Below are 18,180 nucleotides of genomic sequence, written 5' to 3' on the forward strand. Positions count from 1 at the left end.
GCGTCAGCCGACCGGCATCGTCTTCGCGGCCGGCTGACAGTCGGCCATCGCCTGTTCCTCGCCCTCATGCGGCGCGGCAGGCAGCTTGCTGCGCCGCCAGCCGCCGTGGCGATAGAAAGCGATCATCATCAGCATCGAGCCGACCGATCCGGCCGGAAAGCTCCACCAGATCGCATCCGCCCCCCAGGACTGCTCCAGCCCGGCGGCCATCCCGAGCCGCAGCGGGAACATCGCCAGCGCCAGGATCACCAGCGGCCCGACCACCGCACCGTTCGCGCGCACCGTCGCCGACAGCACCATCGACACGCCGAAAAGCACGAAGCTCCACGCCGCGATCAGGTTGATCCGCACCGCGATATCCACAGCGCCGCTGTCCTGCCCAAGAAACAGCCACAGCACATGGCGGTCGAGCAGCGCCAGCACCAACACCAGTCCGCCGGTCAGTGCCAGGTTGGTGACGATCCCGACGCGCGTGATCCGGTCGACCCGCGACCACGCCCCCGCGCCGATATTCTGCGCCGCCATCGCGCTGACCGCCGCGCCAACCGCCATCGCGGGCATCTGGATATAGGTCCAAAGCTGGTTCGCCGCGCCATAGGCTGCGGTGGTGGCAGTGCCGTGGCGGTTGACGAGCCCGATCATCGCCAGCGCCGAGGTCGAGACGACCAGCATCTGCAACCCCATCGGCACGCCCTTCGCGACGATCGTCCGCAGCAGCGTGGGATCGGGGAGGACATAGCGCCACTCCGCACCCCGCAGCCGGATCGGCAGGTCGCGACGGTAGATGTAGACGAGCAGCGCAAGCAGAGAGACCGCATTGGCGATCAGCGTCGCGGTCGCCGATCCCTCGATCCCCAGCGCCGGGATCGGCCCCAAGCCGCGGATCAGCAGCGGGTTGAGCGCGACGTCGATCGCCGACCCCAGCGCCATAAATTTTAGCGGCGTGATCGAGTCCCCGGTACCGCGCAGCGCCATCGTCAGCAGCACGGCGACAAAGCCCGGCACCATCGCGACGAAGATGACGCGCAGATAGGCGAGCGCGAGCGGGTAGACCTCCGCCGGGGTCGCCAGCACGCGCAGGATCGCGGGCGCGGCGAGCAGCCCGACGACTACCGTAACGATCGACAACAACGTGAACAGCCCGACCGACGTGCCGAGCACGCGGCGCACCGCGTCGAGATCGCGGCGGCCCATATTCTGGCCGATCAGGATCGTCGCGGCCATGCCGAAGCCGAACACCGCCGCGATCAGCAGGAACATGATGATATTGGCGTTGGTGGTCGCCGCCAGCGCCCGCTCGCCGAGGAATTGCCCGATCCAGATCGCGTTGATCGAGCCGTTGAGCGATTGCAGGATGCTGGAGCCGAGCGTCGGCAGCGCGAACACCAGCAACGTCCGCCCGATCGGACCGGTCGTCAAATCCTGTTGCGGTCCGCGCGCCATGTTTTTCCCCTCGAACCGCCGCTGTAGCGCGCGCGCCACCGCGGCGACAGGGGGACCGGATCAGTTGCGGTCGGTGTCGGCGGCGTTGCGGTCGCGCAGCTCGGCACCCGCGTTTTCGAGCGCTGCGCCCGCCCGGTCGCGCGTCCGGTCGCCGTGGCGGCGGACTTCGTCTTCCAGCCGGTCGGACGCTTCCGAGATGCGATCCGCGGCGCGATCGATCTGGTCGGCGGCAAGGCCATCGACGCGGTTGGTGACGTGATCGGCCAGACGATCGGTCAGCGAGTCGACGCTCTGCACGACATTGTCGGAGGCGCGCTCGATATCCGAGGCCATCGCATTGCCGGTCCGTTCGGCGTGATCCTCGGCGCGTTCCGAACAGGCTCCCAGCGCCAGTGCGGCGAGCGGAACGAGCAGGGCAAGCGGCTTCATCGTCTTTCTCCGTGACATGGCACGGTCAATCGCCGGAGCCGCGGCTTTGTTGCGTCACGCCGCGCGCAGCGACCGGCCGATCTGCTCGAAAAAGGCGTGGCTGCTCGCGCTGCTCTCAACGTCCCACTCTGGATGCCATTGCACCGCCAGCACATCCGCGCCGTTCGGGCGCGCGGCGATCGCCTCGATCACGCCATCGTCGCTCGACCACGCCTCGACCGTCAGCCCGTCGCCGAGCCGCTCGACCGCCTGTTCGTGGACCGAATGGACCGACAGCCGCTGCTCCCCGGTCAGTGCCGCCAACGCGCCATCGGCGGCGAGCTGCACCTCATGCCGATGGTCGAAAAGCGTCGCATAATCCGCGTGATCCCAGCCGCCGCGCAAATGCCGACCGCAGCAACGCTCGGTGGAGAGGGTGCCGCCGAACAGCACGTTGATCTCCTGCATTCCCCGACAGATCCCGAACACCGGCTTGCCCGCCGAAATCATCGCATCGGCCATCGTCAGCGCCACGTCGTCGCGCTCTCGATCGAGCACGCCGCCCTCTTCGTCGCTGGCCGCGCCATAGCGGGTCGGCGCGACGTTCGAGCGCGATCCCGTCAACAATATGCCGTCGAGATAATGGGTTAGCGAGGCGACGTCGCATAGCTCCGCGATCGCGGGCACCAACACGACGCACGCCTGCGACACGCGCGCGAGCGGCGCGACGAAGCGGCTCGCCACCACCTGCACCGGGCGCTGCACCGTTTCGTTGCAGCACAGCACCCCGATGACCGGCTTACGGGTCTCACCCATCGTTGGCGCGCCAATCGGTCGCATTGTCATGCGCTTGCGCCTCGGGCTGCACCACGAGCTGCCCGGCGGGCACGTCCTCCAGCAACCACACGTTGCCGCCGATCATCGCGCCTGCGCCGATCGTCACGCGGCCCAGGATCGTCGTTCCGGCATAGATCACCACATCGTCCTCCACGATCGGGTGCCGTGCGTAACGCGTACGGGGCCGATCGGGATCATCACCACGCGGCGTTCGTGCCCCTAACGTGACGTGCTGGTACAGCCTGACACGCGAACCGATGATCGCCGTCTCGCCAATCACGACGCCGGTGCCGTGATCGATGAAGAACGACGGGCCGATCGTCGCGCCGGGATGGATGTCGATCCCGGTCCGCTCATTGGCCAATTCGGAGATCAGTCGCGCGACGATCGGCGCGCCGAGTTCGTAGAGCAAATGCGCCAGCCGGTGATGCAGGCTGGCGATCGCGCCGGGATAGCAGACGAGGATCTCGTCGGCGCTGCGCGCGGCGGGGTCGCCGAGGAACGCCGCCTCGACATCGCTGTCGATCAGCCGCCGGATGTCGCCCAACCCGGCGACGAACAGCCGCACGATCGTCGCCGGCTGATCGCGGTCGAACGTGCCGCTGCTCGCCTCCGCCTGCCAATAGCCCAGCTCGGCGGCGATCTCGCGTTCCAGTTCGGTCGCGGCGGCGAGCAGCTTGGCGGCGACGAACCGGTCTTCCTCGGCCGGCGCACCGCGAAACTGCCCGAGCCGACGTGGATAGAGCGCGGCGGACAACAGCTCGATCACCCGCTCCAGTGCACCGCGCGACGGAAAGCTGGTGGTGTCGCGCCCGTCGTCATGCCGGGCGCGCCACGCCCCGCGCGCAGCACGCAACTCGGCCACCGCCTCCGCCACCGGGACTGAATTGCGTTGATCGGTCATGCGCGCTCCTCGTTGGACGCGCATCATATCCCATCATCATCATGGGTGTTGAAAGAAGCAGCGCGGGTGCCCCCAAGCTGGACTGCTCAGGGTTCGTCGAATGGGCCGATCACCGTCCCGACGAACCCGCCCGCGCGAGCGGTGCTGAGGAAGCGCGCGTCGACGCCGTCGCGCAACGTCCGGCGCTGTCCGCCGACCGCATAGTCGAACCCCATCGTCCCACCATCGGCGCGCAGCGTCAGCGTCACCGGCTTCGCGGCGTCGATCGGCGCGCTGGCGACCAGTGTGTCGGTGTCCGCATCGGCGCGGGTCCACAGCGCGACCATCGGCTTGCCCTGCACCCGCGTCACGCCGAACAGCAACAGCGAGCGGTCGTTCTGCACCGCCGCCAGCCCCGCGCGCGCGCCGTCCTTGCCCGGCCGGTAGCGCATCGTCACCGAGACGGTCGCGACATGATGCTGCTGCCGCCGCCCGACGAACGACGGCACGCCGTTCAGGTCCCCGAAGCGCGCACCGGGTTGCAGCGCGAGCGTACCGTTCATGACCCGGTGGAAGGGCTGCCTCGGCGTGCGGATACCGATCCACTGCATCGACAGCCGGCTGCCACGGAAATCGTCCGCATAGCCGAAGTCGCCGCTGGTCGGCAGCATCGGCTTCGCGCCCGCGGGCAGCTTCGGGCGCGGCGCGGTAAACGGGATTGGCACGCCGCGCTCAAGGATGTGTGGCCAACCGTCCTTCCACATCACCGGCAGCAGGAACGTCTCGCGCCCGACATTGTAGAGCCCGTCGGCATAGGGGCGGGTCGCGAGAAAGGTCGCCCACCAGTCGCCGTTCTGCGTCTGGACGAATTTGGCGTGGCCCGCCGAGGTGACCGGATGCGGACGACCGGGCGGCAGATCGCGCTGCGTCAGGATCGGATTGCCGGCATAGGGCACGAACGGCCCGCGCAGGCTGCGCGACCGCAACACGACCTGTGAATGGTTGTCGCTCGTCCCGCCCTCGGCCGCGCTGAGATAATACCAGCCGTCCTTCCTGAGCAGGTGCGGCCCCTCGATCCACACCGGCTTCTTCGACAGATCGACCCCGCCGTTGACGAGCATCGTGCTCTCGCCGACCATCCTGCCGGCGCGCCAGTCATATTCCTGCACCCAGATCGCGCGGTGCCCGTCGTAGCGGGGCGGCTCGGCGGGGGCGCGATTGTTGACGATATAGGCGCGATCGCCCTCCCAATAGATCGAGGGATCGATCCCCTCGAACGGCAGCCAGATCGGCTGCGACCATGGCCCCGCGGGGTTCTTGGCGGTAATGACGAAATTGCCGCCGCATTCGACACAGGTATTGGCGATGTAGAAGGTGCCGTCGTGGAAGGAGATGTCGGGCGCGAACACCGCCTGCGACAGGCGCCGCCCGGTGAAGTCGAGCTGCTCGGCGCGATCGATCGCATTGCCGATCTGCGTCCAGTTCACCAGATCCTTCGACCGGAACACCGGTAGCCCGGGAAAATGCGCGAACGACGAATTCACGAGATAATAATCGTCACCGACCCGCGTCACCGACGGATCGGGATAATAGCCGGCGAGAATCGGGTTCTGATAATCGTCAGCCTTGGCGGCCACCCGCTCCTGCGCCTTGCCGTCGTACCGAAAGCGCTCGAATCGCGCGACCTGCCCCGCCGCAGTGCCGGCCCATGCCGCAAGACCGATCGCGACGCCGCCCAGCAGCGCGCCATTCCGAAGCTTCTGACCCACGATCCTCTCCCGATCCTTTCGGGACAGAGTAACCGTTAGCGCTATCATCGCAAGCGCGATCAGCGGCTTGTGCGTTCAGGACCAGTGATTTGAAGAGGAAGCTGGATGCCCGACAAGGACTCGAACCTTGATTGACGGAGTCAGAGTCCGCTCTCTTACCATTAGAGGATCGGGCAACAGCGGGGGTGCGTTTATAAGCGCGAGATCGCGGTGTCAACGCCTGCCTTGCCCCACGTAGCGCGACTGTGTAGCCTTGAGATCAAGCACCGGGGGATCGCAGGGGCGGTCCCGGTCCGGCAGATGTAAGAAAGTTGACGGCAATGGTGGATTTTCCCGCCCAATTGCCGCGCCGGCAGGCCCCGAGCCCTGCCCGTTCGGCACGACCCCAGCCGCGCCATACGCGCGGCGCGCCGCGGCATTATGCCGCGCTCGACCTTGGCACCAACAATTGCCGCCTGCTGATCGCGCGGCCGCAGGGTGATGGCTTTGCGGTGGTCGACGCCTTTTCGCGGATCGTCCGGCTCGGCGAGGGGCTCGCGCATAGCGGCGCGCTGTCCGATGCCGCGATCGAGCGCACGATCGCGGCGCTGCGCGTCTGCGCCGACAAGTTGAAGCGGCGCAACGTCACGCTGGCGCGCTCGGTCGCGACCGAGGCGTGCCGCCGCGCGAGCAACGGCGCGGCGTTCATCGCGCGCGTGCTGGAGGAAACCGGCATCCACCTCGACATCATCTCCGCCGAGGAAGAGGCGCGGCTGGCGGTGCTCGGCTGCCATGCACTGCTCGAACCCGGCACCGGGCCGGCGCTGGTGTTCGATATCGGCGGTGGCTCGACCGAGCTGGTGCTGGTCGATGCCGACACCACCGTGCCGCGCGTCCGCGACTGGCATAGCGCGCCGTGGGGCGTGGTTTCGCTGACCGAGAGCGCCGGCGGCGGCAACACCGCCGAGGAACGCGCGCGCGCCTATAAGCGGATGCGGACGCTGGTGGCGGAGAGCTTCGCACCGTTCGCGGCACGATTGCCGCGGCCCGGCGGTGTGCCGCGGCTGCTTGGAACGTCGGGGACCGTGACGACGCTCGCCAGCGTCCACCTCGGGCTCGAACGCTATGACCGTTCGCAGGTCGACGGGCTGATCGCCCCCGCCGTGGCGATGCGCACGATCAGTCAGGAGTTGGCCGGCATGTCGCTCGCCGAGCGGGCCAAGCTGCCGTGCATCGGCCGCGAGCGCGCCGATCTGGTTGTTGCGGGTTGTGCGATCCTTGAAGGCATATTGGACCTCTGGCCCGCCGAGCGGTTGGGGGTCGCGGATCGCGGGATTCGCGAAGGCATCCTACGCCGGCTGATGGAGACGGGTGCATGAGGGGTGCTGGAGTCGGGCGGCAGCGGGTCAAGACCGCCAAGCGCCGCACCGCGCAATCGACGCGCTGGCTGGAGCGACAGCTCAACGATCCCTATGTCCGCCGCGCCAAGGCCGAGGGCTATCGCAGCCGCGCGGCGTACAAACTGATCGAACTCGACGAGCGGTTCGGGTTGCTCAAGGGCGTGAAGCGCGTCGTCGATCTCGGCATCGCGCCGGGCGGGTGGAGTCAGGTGGTGCGGCGCGTCTCGCCGGGCGCGGCGATCGTCGGGATCGACCTGTTGCCGGTCGACCCGATCGACGGCGTGACGATCTTCGAAATGGACTTCATGGACGATGCCGCGCCGGGCAAGCTGATGGAAGCACTCGGCGGCGCGCCGGATCTGGTGATGTCGGACATGGCGGCGAACACCGTCGGGCATCCGCAGACCGACGCGTTGCGAACGATGGCGCTGGTCGAAACCGCGCTGGCGTTCGCGATCGACGTGCTGCGGCCGGGGGGGACGTTCGTGTCGAAGGTGTTTGCGGGCGGAGCGGATTCGTCGCTGGTCGCTGAGATGAAGCGCAATTTCACAACCGTGAAGCACGCCAAGCCGCCGTCGAGCCGCAAGGGCTCGGTCGAGTGGTTCGTGGTGGCGCAGGGGTTCAAGGGGCGCGCGGCGGTTTCCGAGGAATAGCGCCGGTCGCCTCCTTGTACCGTCACCCCCCCTTCTTTCCGTCACCCCGGCGGAAGCCGGGGTCCAGTGACGGGCGCTGCGTTGGAATGCGGTGGCGTCTCCCAACTGGACCCCGGCCTCCGCCGGGGTGACGGCTGTGGTTGGCGAAACCTGCTGTCCTAAGTCGTCATTGCGAGCGAAGCGAAGCAATCCAGGGCGTCACGCGTCGGACTCTGGATTGCTTCGCTTCGCTCGCAATGACGGGACATCAGGCCTTCTTCGCCGCAATATACGCGTCGACCTGCTCCTCGAGCACGTCGAGCGGCAGCGCTCCCTGTCCCAGCACCGCTTCGTGGAAGCCGCGGATGTCGAACTTTGGCCCCAGCTCGCGTTCGGCCTTCGCGCGCAGCTCGGCGATCTTCAGCTGGCCGACCATGTAGCTGGTCGCCTGACCCGGCCAGTTGAAGTAGCGGTCGACCTCGCGCGCGATGTCGGTGTCGCTGACCGAGCTGTTGGCGCGAAAATACGCCACCGCCTGTTCGCGGGTCCAGCGCTTCGCATGCACGCCGGTGTCGACCACCAGCCGGATCGCGCGCCACACTTGGTTCGAGAGCATCCCGAACTCGGCATAGGGATCCTTGTATGCCCCCATCTCCTTGGCGAGCCGCTCGCTGTAGAGCCCCCAGCCCTCGACATAGGCGCCATAGCCGCCGAACGCGCGGAACTTGGGCAGACCTTCCAGCTCCATCGCGCGCGCGATCTGGAAATGGTGCCCCGGCGCGGCCTCGTGTGCGGCGATCGCGTCGAGCTGGATCTTCTGCGTCTGGTTCATGTCGACCAGGTTGACGTAGAAGATCCCCGGCCGCGATCCGTCGGGCGCAGGCCGGTTGTAGAAGGCGGTCGAGGCGGTGCCCTCGCGCCATTTCTCGACCGCGCGCACCTCCAGCTTCGCTTTGGGCAGCCGCTCGAACCATTGCGGCGCGGCCGCCATCATCTGCGCGACGAAGCTGCGCGCATCGCCCAGATACGCCTCGCGCCCCGCCTCGGTGTTGGGATATTTGAAGCGTGGATCGGTGCGGACCACCTCGAAGAATTGCTCGAGCGTGCCGTTGAAGCCGACGCGCGTCTTCACCGCCTCCATCTCCTTGCGGATCGCGGCGACCTGCCGCAGCCCGAGGTCGTGGATCTGGTCGGCGGTCAGATTGGTGGTCGTCGAATCGCGCAGCCGGACGGCGTAATAGGCCGCGCCCTGCGGCAGCTTCCACGCGCCCCAATTGCCGGTCGATTGCGGCTCGATCGCATCGAGCGTCGTGAACATCAGATCGTAGCCGCGCTTCATCGGCCCGGTCATCGCCGCCGCCGCCGTCGTCAACAGCCGCTGCTTCTCCGCATCCGACACCTTGAGCGCGGTCACCTTCTTGCGGAAATCGGCCATCAGCGCCGAGTCCGCGCCGGGGGTGAACGGCGCGCCGGTCAGCACCTTGCGCGCATCGGCCCGCACCGGGGCATAGGTCATCTTCAGGGGCACGATCCCCATCTTCGCCTGCTCGCGCATCAGCGCGGCGGTCTCCCGCATCACCCGCTCCGAATCGCGGATCCGCGCGACATAGGCGTCGGCATCGGCGACGCTGTCGATGCGATGGTTGTTGATGAGGAACGCCGGCACCTCGCCCATCGGGCTGCCGTTGGTCGACACCGGATAGCGCCACTTGCGGAAGCGGAAGCTGTCGCGCGCGCGCTCGACCTGATCCTCGAACAAGCGGTAGCTCAGCCTGCCGCTCGGCCCCAGCTTGGCGGGCGAGAAGCTGGCGCGCATCTCGCGCAATTGGCGTTCGGACAGGTCGCGTTCGCGGATCGCGGCGGCGTCGGTGTTGTCGTCGAGCTTGTCGTAATTGGTCTTGAGCCCGAGGCTGGTCTGCGCCTCCGGGCTGAGCGCGACGCGCGCGTCGAACGCGCGGTCGAGGAACGCGGTCAGCCGCGCATCCTCCGCCGCGGTCGAGGCGGCGGGGGCTTGAGCGGCGATCGCGGCGGGGGCGGCGAGCGCGAGGAGCAGCACGCGCATCAGTTCGGCCCCTGCCCGGTCGCGGCGGCGGTCGTGGGCGGGACCGGCGGCGCATCGGAACGCGCCACCGCCAGCGCGCGGTCGTACCACGCCGACAGGTCGCGCTTCATCGCCACGAGGGCGTCGGGATTGAGATAGGTCATGTGCCCCGCCGGATAGTAAGTGAAGGAAAGATTCCGCTGCTGCGCGGGTTCGAGCATCATATGCCCGAGGTCGTTTTCGGTCCCGAAGAACGGCGTCGCCATGTCATACCAGCCGTTCATCGACAGCACCTGCAGATACGGATTGCCGCGCATCGCCGCCGCCAGATCGACCGCGGTGTTGGGGTTGTTCTGCTGCCCGCCCCCGCGCAGCGGCGAGTCGTGCTTCCAGTTCCACGTCCAGCCCTTCGCATCGCGCGCCGACAGCCGGTACGGCATGTCGGTCTTGTAGCCGAGCGTGTGGGTCGCATAATCGTTGAAGGTCGCGATGAACGCGCCCGAGATCGCGTCCGAGGACACGTCGCTCTCGGGTCGCTCGCCCGCCGCGTCGCTGTCGACCCCGACATAGCGCGAGTCGAACCGGCCGACGGTCTGGCGGGTGCCGCGCATCAATTCCTTCTGGAAGCGTGGCAGGTCGACGCGCAAATTGCTGCGGATCAGGAAGTCCGGCGACAGGCCGGTCAGCTCGCTCATCCGCCGTGCGACGCTGTCGCGCTCTTCCGGCGTGATGTTCTGCCCCTTGGCGAGCGCCGACATATACGGCCCGACCGCAAACTCGCGCGCCTGCTGCACCACCGTTGCGACGTCCGCAGGACGGTTGGCGAGTCGGGTGTGGTACCAGGCGGTCGCGGCATAGCTCGGCAGGTAGTTGAGATAGACCTGATCGAGCCCCGGCTGGCGATAACCGTAGTTCATGATCGAACTGAGCAGCACCACGCCGTTCAGCGCCATGCCACGGTCCTGAAGCTGGTAGGCGAGTGCGCCCGAGCGCAGCGTCCCGTAGCTTTCACCGAAGATGAACTTGGGCGAATTCCACCGCCCGAACTTGGTCGAATAACGCAGGATCGCCTTGGCGAAGGCATCGGCATCCTCGTCGGTGCCGTAGAAGTCGGATGGTTTGGCGTCGCCGAGCGGGCGCGAATAGCCGGCGCCGATCGCGTCGAGGAAGACCATGTCGGTCTTGTCGAGCAAGGTATAGGGATTGGGGCCGAAATCGTAGGGCGCGGGGCGGATGAACTCGGGGCTGCCGGTCTGGAGCCGCACCGGCGCGAACGAGCCCATATGCAGCCAGAAGGTCGGGCTGCCCGGCCCGCCGTTGTAGAAATAGGTGATCGGCCGCTTCGTGCCCGGCTTGGTGCCGTCGAGCGTATAGGCGGTGTAGAACATCGATGCGGTCGGCTTGCCCTCGATGTCGCGGATCGTCAGCGTGCCGGCGGTGGCGGTATAGCCGAGCCGCTTGCCGGCGACCGTCACCGCGCCCTTCGAGCGTTCCTCGCGTTCCTCGACCGGGGCGTTGGCGGTGGCGGCGTCCGCCTCCTCCTTCTGCATCTCGGCGTTGCTCTTGGCCGGCCGCTTGTCCTTGTCCTGCGCCAGCGCCGGCATCGTCGCGGCGGCGAGCAGGAGGGCGGCATATCCGAAGCGCATCAGGCGATCCCCTTATAGGTCAGGGATGCTGGTGTAATCGTCGCAATGGAAACGATGCAAGCCGTTGTCGAGGCTTGCCTACCCGTCATTCCCGCGGAGGCGGGAATCCAGACGCGCAGGTCTTCGCAAGAGTCGCGACGTCAGAGGTTCTGGATTCCCGCCTGCGCGGGAATGACGTGAGCCTCAATCATCCTCATCCTCGAACCCGACCAGCGCCAGCGCGCGCGCCTTGATCTGGCGGGTCATGCACCAATGCACCAGCGCCTCCTCGCGCCCATGCGTCACCCACACCTCGCGCGGCGAGATTTCGCTCAACGTCTCCGTGAGTTCGTCCCAATCGGCATGGTCGGACAGGATCAGCGGCAGCTCGACGTTCTTCTGCCGCGCGCGCTGCCGCACGCGCATCCAGCCGCTCGCCATCGCGGTGATCGGATCGGGGAGCCGCCGCGACCAGCGGTCGTTGAGCGCCGAGGGCGGACACATCACGATATGCCCCGCCATCTCCGCCTTCGGCACCCCGGTCGCGGGGCGCAGCTCGCCGAGCGGGACGCCATGCGCCGCATACAGGTCGCACAGCCGCTGGAGCGCGCCGTGAATATAGATCGGCGCGGTGTGTCCGCGGACGCGCAGCTCGGCGATCACGCGCTGCGCCTTGCCGAGCGCATAGGCGCCGACGACGATGCAGCGCTCGGGATTGGCGTGGAGCCGCGCGATCAGTTTGTCGATCTCGTCGCCGGTGTCGGGGTGGCGGAACACCGGCAGCCCGAACGTCGCCTCGGTGATGAAAACGTCGCATTTGACCGGCTCGAACGGCGCGCAGGTCGGGTCGGCGCGGCGCTTGTAGTCGCCCGAGGCGACCACCCGCTCGCCGCGATGATCGAGCACGATCTGCGCCGAGCCGAGCACATGCCCGGCAGGGACGAAGCCGACCTGGACGTCGCCGAGCCGGATGCTCTCGCCGTAGGCGACCGGGCGGCCGACCTGCTCACCGTAGCGCGCGTCCATGATCGCGAGCGTCTCGGGGGTCGCCCACACCTCGCCGTGCCCGCCGCGCGCGTGATCGGCGTGGCCGTGCGTGACGAGCGCACGCGCGACCGGGATCGAGGGGTCGACCCATGCATCGGCGGGGCGCACGTACAGCCCGTGCGGATGCGGTTCGAGCCAGTCGCCGAGCGTTGCCATGCCGCAACAACCGCGCGCGCGGATCGAAGTTCATCGGCGCGTCGTTGACGCTGCGATACCAAGGAGATGGATGATGGCTGGCGACGGTTTGTGGAGCTTCGTGGTGATCGCCGGACCGATCGTCCTGGTGGTGGCGCTGTTGTTCGCGATGCTGCGCAACCGCCGGAAGCCGCATGAGGAAGCGCGAACGGAACAGGCGACGCGCGAACTGTACAAGCAGCAATCGGCCGAGGATCGCACGCGAACGCCGTGAGATGTCGTCATTCCCGCGAAGGCGGGAATCCAGAACCTCTGACGCTGGTGGCTTTCACGAAGACCTGCGCGTCTGGATTCCCGCCTGCGCGGGAATGACGGAGTGGTGAGGTGCGCAGTTGCCTCACTCACCGCACCACCTACATCACTGACATGCCCGCCCGGACGCCCGATTGACCGCCCTCCCCGTCGTTCTCACCGACTGGTTCACACGGCGTGGCTGGCAGCCACGCCGGCACCAGCTGGCGATGCTCGACGAAGCGCGGGCCGGGCACCACGCGCTGCTGATCGCTGCCACCGGGGCGGGCAAGACTCTGGCGGGGTTCCTGCCGACGCTGGCCGAACTCATCGACGCGCCGGTTGACGGACTCCATACCCTCTACGTCTCGCCGCTCAAGGCGCTGGCGGTCGATATCCAGCGTAACCTGCTCGCGCCGATCGAGGAAATGGGGCTCGACCTGCGCGTCGAGACGCGCACCGGCGACACACCGTCCGATCGCAAGGCGCGGCAGCGGGTCAAGCCGCCGCAGATCCTGCTGACCACCCCCGAATCGCTGTCGCTGCTGCTCAGCTATCCCGACAGTTTCACGATGTTCGCCGGGCTGCGCACGATCGTGATCGACGAGGTCCACGCCTTCGCCACCGGCAAGCGCGGCGACCTGCTCAACCTGTGCATGGCGCGGCTCCAGACGATCGCACCCGACCTGCGCCGTGTCGCGCTGTCGGCGACGGTCGCCGACCCGGACGGCTATCGCGCATGGCTCGCACCCGATGGCGACATCGATCGCGTCGCGCTGGTGCATGGCGACGCCGGCGTCGATCCCGACATCGCAATCCTGCTCCCCAAGGGACGCGTGCCGTGGGCGGGCCATTCGGGGCGCTACGCCGCCGAGCAGGTGATGGCCGAGATCGAGACCCACAAGACCTCGATCGTCTTCTGCAACACGCGCAGCCTTGCCGAGCTGATCTTCCAGGATCTGTGGAAGGCCAATGCGATGCAGCTGCCGATCGGCATCCACCACGGCAGTCTGGAAAAGGAAGCACGCCGTAAGGTCGAAAGCGCGATGGCCGACGGCCGGTTGCGCGCCTTGGTGGCGACCGCCAGCCTCGACCTCGGTGTCGACTGGGGCGACGTCGATTGCGTGATCCAGATGGGCGCGCCCAAGGGCTCGTCGCGGCTGCTGCAACGGATCGGGCGCTCGAACCACCGGCTCGATCAGGCGAGCGAGGCGATCCTCGTTCCCGGCAACCGCTTCGAATATCTCGAGGCGCGCGCCGCACTCGACGCGGTCGAGGCGGGCGAGCTGGATACCGACGTCTTCCGCATGGGCGCGCTCGACGTGCTCGCGCAGCATGTCATGGCGTGCGCTTGCGCCGCGCCGTTCGAGCAGGCGGCGATGCTGGACGAGGTGCGCTCCGCCCTCCCCTATTCGGCGCTGACCGACGAACTGTTCGACCGTGTCCTCGGCTTCATCCGCGACGGCGGTTACTCCTTGCGCGCCTACGACCGGTTCAAGCGGCTGACGCAGGATGCCGATGGCCGCTGGCGCGTCAGCCATCCGAAATTCGTCGCGCAGCATCGGCTCAACGCCGGGATCATCGTCGAGGCGACGATGCTCAAGGTTCGCTTCCGCAACGGGCGCGCGCTCGGCAAGGTCGAGGAGGGTTTCGCCGCGACGCTGAGCCACGGCGACACCTTCTTCTTTGCCGGGCTGAGCCTCGAGGTCGAGAAGATCGACACCGAGGATCTGATCGTCCGCGCGACCAGCCGCCCGGCCCGAATCCCGACCTATGGCGGCAGCCGGATGCCACTGTCGACCAACCTCGCCAATCGCGTGCGGCGGTTCCTCGACACGCCGGCGGAGTGGCATCGCTTCCCCGACGACGTGCGCGAATGGCTGGAGATCCAGCAGCGCCGCTCGACGCTCCCGCATCCCGAGCAATTGCTGGTCGAAACCTTCCCGCGCGAGGGGCGGCATTACATGGTCGCGTACAGCTTCGAGGGCTGGAACGCGCACCAGTCGCTGGGAATGCTGGTGACGAAGCGGATGGAGACGCTGGGGCTCAAACCGCTCGGCTTCGTCGCCAACGATTATGCGATCGCCTGTTACGGGCTGGAGAAGGTCACCGATCCCGCCGCGCTTTTCAGCGCCGACATCCTCGAACACGAGTTCGTCGAATGGGTCGAGCGCTCGCACCTGCTCAAGCGCGCGTTCCGCGAAGTGGCGGTGATCGGCGGGCTGGTCGAGCGCCAGCATCCCGGCAAGCGCAAGACCGGGCGGCAGGTGACCTTCTCGACCGACCTGATCTACGACGTGCTGCGCCAGTACGAGCCCGGCCATGTGCTGCTCCAGGCCGCATGGGCGGACGCGCGCGCGCGGATGACCGACGTCGGGCGGCTCGCCGATCTGCTCGACCGCGCCGCGGACACGATGGTGCATGTCGATCTGCCGCGCGTCACGCCGCTCGCCGTGCCGGTGCTGACGCTGATCGGGCGCGAGAAGGTCGCGACCGGCAGCGCCGACGACGCGCTGCTGATCGAGGCCGAGGCGCTGGCGGCGGAGGCGATGCGCGTGGATTGATTGCGCGCCCGGCCGGGCGTAGCGTGAGTCATGGAGAGGTGGTTCGCGCTGTTGCTGGCCTGCGTCGCATTACCGGCGGCTGCGCAGGAGACGCCGCCGCCCGCCCCGCGGGCCGCGCCGGTCGGTGACGATCTCGCCTTTCTGAATCAGGAAGATCGCATGACCGTGCCGGTGCGGATCGACGCGGCCGGGCCGTTTCCGTTCATCGTCGACTCGGGCGCGCAACGCAGCGTCATCTCGCGCCAGCTCGCCACGCGCCTCGCGCTGCCGCCCGGTCCGTCGGTGCGGATGACGACGATCACCGGCACCAGCATCGTCGATACGGTCGTGATCCCGTCGCTGTCGGTCAGCACGCTGGGCGCACGGCGTGTCGAGGCACCGGCGCTCGACGCGCACGACATGGGCGCATTCGGGATCCTCGGCATCGACGCGATGCAGGATCATGCGCTGACGATCGACTTCGACCAGCAACGAATGACCGTGGCGCCCGCGATCGGCGTGAAGCCGCCGCGTCCCGAGCCCGGCGAGATCGTCGTGCGCGCGAAAAGCCTGTTCGGGCAATTGGTCGTCACCAACGCCACCGTCGCGGGGCGGCGCGTGCGCGTGGTGCTGGACACCGGGACCAGCGTCAGCATCGGCAATCTGGCGTTGCGCCGTTTGCTGACGCGTCGCGGTGGCGGGATCCCGATCGTCTTCACCAGCGTCACCGGCGACAGCATCACCACCGATTACGCCGCGGTGCCGATGCTGACCTTGGGCAGCGCCACGATCCGCTCGCTTCCGGTCGGTTTCGCCGATGCGCGGCCGTTCGCGGCGTTCGGGCTGGAGGGGAAGCCGGCGCTGCTGCTGGGGATGGATGTGCTGCGGCTGTTCCGCCGCGTCCATATCGACTTTGCGCGGCGCGAGTTGCGGCTGCTGCTGCCGCGTGACGCCGGACGCGCCAAGGTGTTGTAAGATGTTGCACCCCCTCCGCTTCGCTGCGACGATCGCCGCAACGACGAAGGGGAATGTGAATGCGTAACGTAGCGGTCGCGGCCGGCATAGTGACGATGCTCGCGACGGGCGCCACGGCGCAGACCCGCCCCGATCAAAAAGCGTTCTTCGATCTCTACAAGGAGATGGTCGAGACGAACACGGTCGTGAACGTCGGCAGCTGCACGCAGGCCGCGGCGCAGGTCGGTGCGCGGCTGAAGGCGGCGGGTTTTGCCGATGCCGACATCACGACCTTTGCCGTGCCCGAGCATCCCAATGACGGAGGGATCGTCGCGGTGCTGAAGGGCAGCGACGCGGCCGCCAAGCCGATGCTGTTGCTTGGCCACCTCGACGTCGTCGCCGCCAAGCGCGAGGACTGGCAGCGCGACCCGTTCAAGCTGGTCGAGGAAGGCGGCTATTATTATGCGCGCGGCGCGGTCGACGACAAGGCGATGTCCGCGATCTGGGCCGATGCGATGATCCGCTTCCGCCAGCAGAATTACCGTCCGAAGCGGACGATCAAGCTCGCGCTCACCTGTGGCGAGGAAACGACCTTTGCTTTCAATGGCGCGCAATGGCTGGCGCAGAACCGCCCCGAGCTGATCGCCGCCGAATTCGCGCTCAACGAGGGCGGCGGCGGGCGGCTCGACGCGGCGGGCAAGCGCCAGTTGCTGGCGGTGCAGGTCGGGGAGAAGGCGGCGCAGAACTATACGTTCGTCACCACCAACCCGGGCGGGCACAGCTCCGCTCCCACGCCCGACAATGCGATCTACGAGCTGGCCGACGCGATCAAGGCGGTGCAGGGCCATGAATTCCCGGTGCATTTTACCGACACCACCCGCGCCTATTTCACTGCCACCGCCGAACGCGCCGACAGCGAACAAGCGGGCGCGATCCGCCGTTTGCTCGCCGATCCGACCGACAAGGCCGCCGATGCGATCGTCAGCCGTGACAAGGTGCTTCACTCGACACTGCGCACGACCTGCGTCGCGACGCTGCTCAACGCGGGCCATGCGGAAAACGCGTTGCCGCAGCGCGCGACCGCCAACGTCAATTGCCGGATCTTCCCGGGCGAGACGGTCGACGGCACGCTCGCAACATTGAAGCAACTCGCGGGGGACAAGGTGACCGTCACCGCCAACCAGCCGGTCCGTCCGACCGCGATTCCTCCGACGCTCGACCCCAAGGTGATCGAACCGATGAAGCGCGTCGCGGCGAAACACTTCCCGAAATTGCCGCTGTTGCCGATGATGTCGACCGGTGCGACCGACGGCATCTTCCTCGAAGCGATCGGCATCCCGGTGTACGGTGTGCCCGGGACATTCGTCGATCCGCAGACCAGCGGCGTCCACGGTCTCAACGAGCGAATCCGCGTCGACTCCCTGTATGACGCGCGCGACTATATGTTCGATCTGGTGAAGGTCTATGCCGGCTAAGCGGTTGATCCGCGCCCGCGGCTGAGGCATGGCGGCCGGCATGGTTCCCGTTCCGTTCGCCGAACTCCGCTTCGCCGGGCACGTCTGGCAGGCGTTGCCCGAGGGCGCGCTGTTCTGGCCGGCGCGGCGGGCGCTGCTTGTCGCCGATCTGCATCTCGAAAAGGCGAGCTGGTTCGCGCGCGGCGGGCAGATGCTGCCGCCCTATGACTCGATCGCGACGCTGACCGCATTGTCCGCGATCGTCACCGCAACCGGGGCGGAAGAAGTCTGGTGCCTCGGCGACAGTTTCCACGATATCGCCGGCTGTGACCGTTTGCCCGACGCCGCACGCGAGCGACTGTCAACGCTGACCGCGACGACGCGCTGGACGTGGATTACCGGCAATCACGACCGCGTCTATGTCGATCGTTGCGGTGGCGCGGTGCGCGACGAGGAGGTCGTCGATGGCGTCGTGCTCCGCCACGAGGCCGATCCACGTGAAACACGCCCCGAGCTATCGGGCCATTATCATCCCAAATTGCGCGTGAAAGTCCGCGGCAAGCTCGTCGCCCGCCGCTGCTTCGTGGCGACCGCGACCAAGCTGATCTTCCCGGCGTTCGGCGTGCTGACCGGCGGGCTTGACGTCACGCATCCCGAAATCGCGCGTGCTACCGGCGGCGGGGCGGAGGCGTTGGTCGCGCTGCCCGACCAGCTGTTGCGATTCCCTGTCGCGGCCTGA

General features: G+C 67.7%; 15 protein-coding genes and 1 tRNA gene. 7 read left to right on the plus strand and 9 right to left on the minus strand.

Annotation, left to right across the window (positions count from 1 at the left end):
• Positions 1–3: 3 nt before the first annotated feature.
• The 6 genes from SPHPH_RS0114700 to SPHPH_RS0114725 form a co-directional block, all read right to left on the minus strand.
• Positions 4–1,443 carry an MATE family efflux transporter gene (locus tag SPHPH_RS0114700; RefSeq protein WP_028967376.1) on the minus strand — a complete coding sequence of 480 codons (1,440 nt, stop codon included), beginning with the start codon at positions 1,441–1,443 and terminating at the stop codon, positions 4–6.
• A 60-nt stretch (positions 1,444–1,503) separates the two neighbouring features.
• Positions 1,504–1,872 (minus strand): hypothetical protein, encoded by a 369-nt coding sequence (locus tag SPHPH_RS0114705; RefSeq protein WP_028967377.1) that lies wholly within the window; start codon positions 1,870–1,872, stop codon positions 1,504–1,506.
• A gap of 54 nt (positions 1,873–1,926) precedes the next feature.
• Positions 1,927–2,667, minus strand: coding sequence for a gamma-glutamyl-gamma-aminobutyrate hydrolase family protein (locus SPHPH_RS0114710; protein WP_028967378.1), 741 nt, complete (start codon positions 2,665–2,667; stop codon positions 1,927–1,929).
• On the minus strand, positions 2,660–3,592 hold the full coding sequence (epsC, locus tag SPHPH_RS0114715) for a serine O-acetyltransferase EpsC (protein WP_028967379.1): 933 nt from the start codon (positions 3,590–3,592) through the stop codon (positions 2,660–2,662). The genes SPHPH_RS0114710 and epsC overlap by 8 nt, the downstream gene beginning before the upstream one ends.
• An 86-nt stretch (positions 3,593–3,678) precedes the next feature.
• A complete protein-coding gene (locus SPHPH_RS0114720) occupies positions 3,679–5,388 on the minus strand; it encodes a glycoside hydrolase family 43 protein (protein ID WP_051273039.1) in 1,710 nt (569 codons plus the stop codon).
• A gap of 54 nt (positions 5,389–5,442) precedes the next feature.
• Positions 5,443–5,516 (minus strand) — tRNA-Gln (locus SPHPH_RS0114725).
• A 144-nt stretch (positions 5,517–5,660) separates the two neighbouring features.
• Here SPHPH_RS0114725 and SPHPH_RS0114730 point away from each other — a divergent pair.
• Positions 5,661–6,698, plus strand: coding sequence for a Ppx/GppA phosphatase family protein (locus tag SPHPH_RS0114730; protein ID WP_028967381.1), 1,038 nt, complete (start codon positions 5,661–5,663; stop codon positions 6,696–6,698).
• Entirely contained in the window at positions 6,695–7,372 is a 678-nt protein-coding gene (locus SPHPH_RS0114735) for an RlmE family RNA methyltransferase (protein ID WP_028967382.1), read from the plus strand. The genes SPHPH_RS0114730 and SPHPH_RS0114735 overlap by 4 nt, the downstream gene beginning before the upstream one ends.
• 247 nt (positions 7,373–7,619) lie before the next feature.
• On the opposite strand, the gene SPHPH_RS0114740 is transcribed toward SPHPH_RS0114735, so the two are convergent.
• The 3 genes from SPHPH_RS0114740 to SPHPH_RS0114750 form a co-directional block, all read right to left on the minus strand.
• Positions 7,620–9,413 carry a DUF885 domain-containing protein gene (locus SPHPH_RS0114740; protein ID WP_028967383.1) on the minus strand — a complete coding sequence of 598 codons (1,794 nt, stop codon included), beginning with the start codon at positions 9,411–9,413 and terminating at the stop codon, positions 7,620–7,622.
• Complete coding sequence (locus SPHPH_RS0114745; RefSeq protein ID WP_028967384.1) at positions 9,413–11,038, minus strand: S10 family peptidase; 1,626 nt, start codon at positions 11,036–11,038, stop codon at positions 9,413–9,415. Before SPHPH_RS0114745 ends, SPHPH_RS0114740 begins: the two co-directional genes overlap by 1 nt.
• Positions 11,039–11,221: 183 nt before the next feature.
• Complete coding sequence (locus SPHPH_RS0114750; protein ID WP_028967385.1) at positions 11,222–12,220, minus strand: ligase-associated DNA damage response exonuclease; 999 nt, start codon at positions 12,218–12,220, stop codon at positions 11,222–11,224.
• 73 nt (positions 12,221–12,293) lie between these two features.
• Between SPHPH_RS0114750 and SPHPH_RS0114755 the strand changes: the two genes are divergently transcribed.
• The 5 genes from SPHPH_RS0114755 to pdeM all read left to right on the plus strand — a co-directional run bounded on the left by SPHPH_RS0114755 (position 12,294) and on the right by pdeM (position 18,180).
• Positions 12,294–12,473 (plus strand): hypothetical protein, encoded by a 180-nt coding sequence (locus tag SPHPH_RS0114755; protein ID WP_028967386.1) that lies wholly within the window; start codon positions 12,294–12,296, stop codon positions 12,471–12,473.
• A gap of 172 nt (positions 12,474–12,645) precedes the next feature.
• On the plus strand, positions 12,646–15,054 hold the full coding sequence (locus tag SPHPH_RS0114760; RefSeq protein ID WP_028967387.1) for a ligase-associated DNA damage response DEXH box helicase: 2,409 nt from the start codon (positions 12,646–12,648) through the stop codon (positions 15,052–15,054).
• A gap of 30 nt (positions 15,055–15,084) precedes the next feature.
• Positions 15,085–16,008: an aspartyl protease family protein gene (locus tag SPHPH_RS0114765; RefSeq protein ID WP_028967388.1), complete on the plus strand. Its 924-nt coding sequence runs from the start codon at positions 15,085–15,087 to the stop codon at positions 16,006–16,008.
• Positions 16,009–16,067: 59 nt separating this feature from the next.
• Positions 16,068–17,462 carry a M20/M25/M40 family metallo-hydrolase gene (locus SPHPH_RS0114770; RefSeq protein WP_028967389.1) on the plus strand — a complete coding sequence of 465 codons (1,395 nt, stop codon included), beginning with the start codon at positions 16,068–16,070 and terminating at the stop codon, positions 17,460–17,462.
• A 40-nt stretch (positions 17,463–17,502) separates the two neighbouring features.
• On the plus strand, positions 17,503–18,180 hold the full coding sequence (gene pdeM / locus SPHPH_RS0114775; RefSeq protein WP_028967390.1) for a ligase-associated DNA damage response endonuclease PdeM: 678 nt from the start codon (positions 17,503–17,505) through the stop codon (positions 18,178–18,180).

Origin of the sequence: Sphingomonas phyllosphaerae FA2 (assembly GCF_000427645.1) — a bacterium.
Taxonomy (GTDB): domain Bacteria; phylum Pseudomonadota; class Alphaproteobacteria; order Sphingomonadales; family Sphingomonadaceae; genus Sphingomonas; species Sphingomonas phyllosphaerae.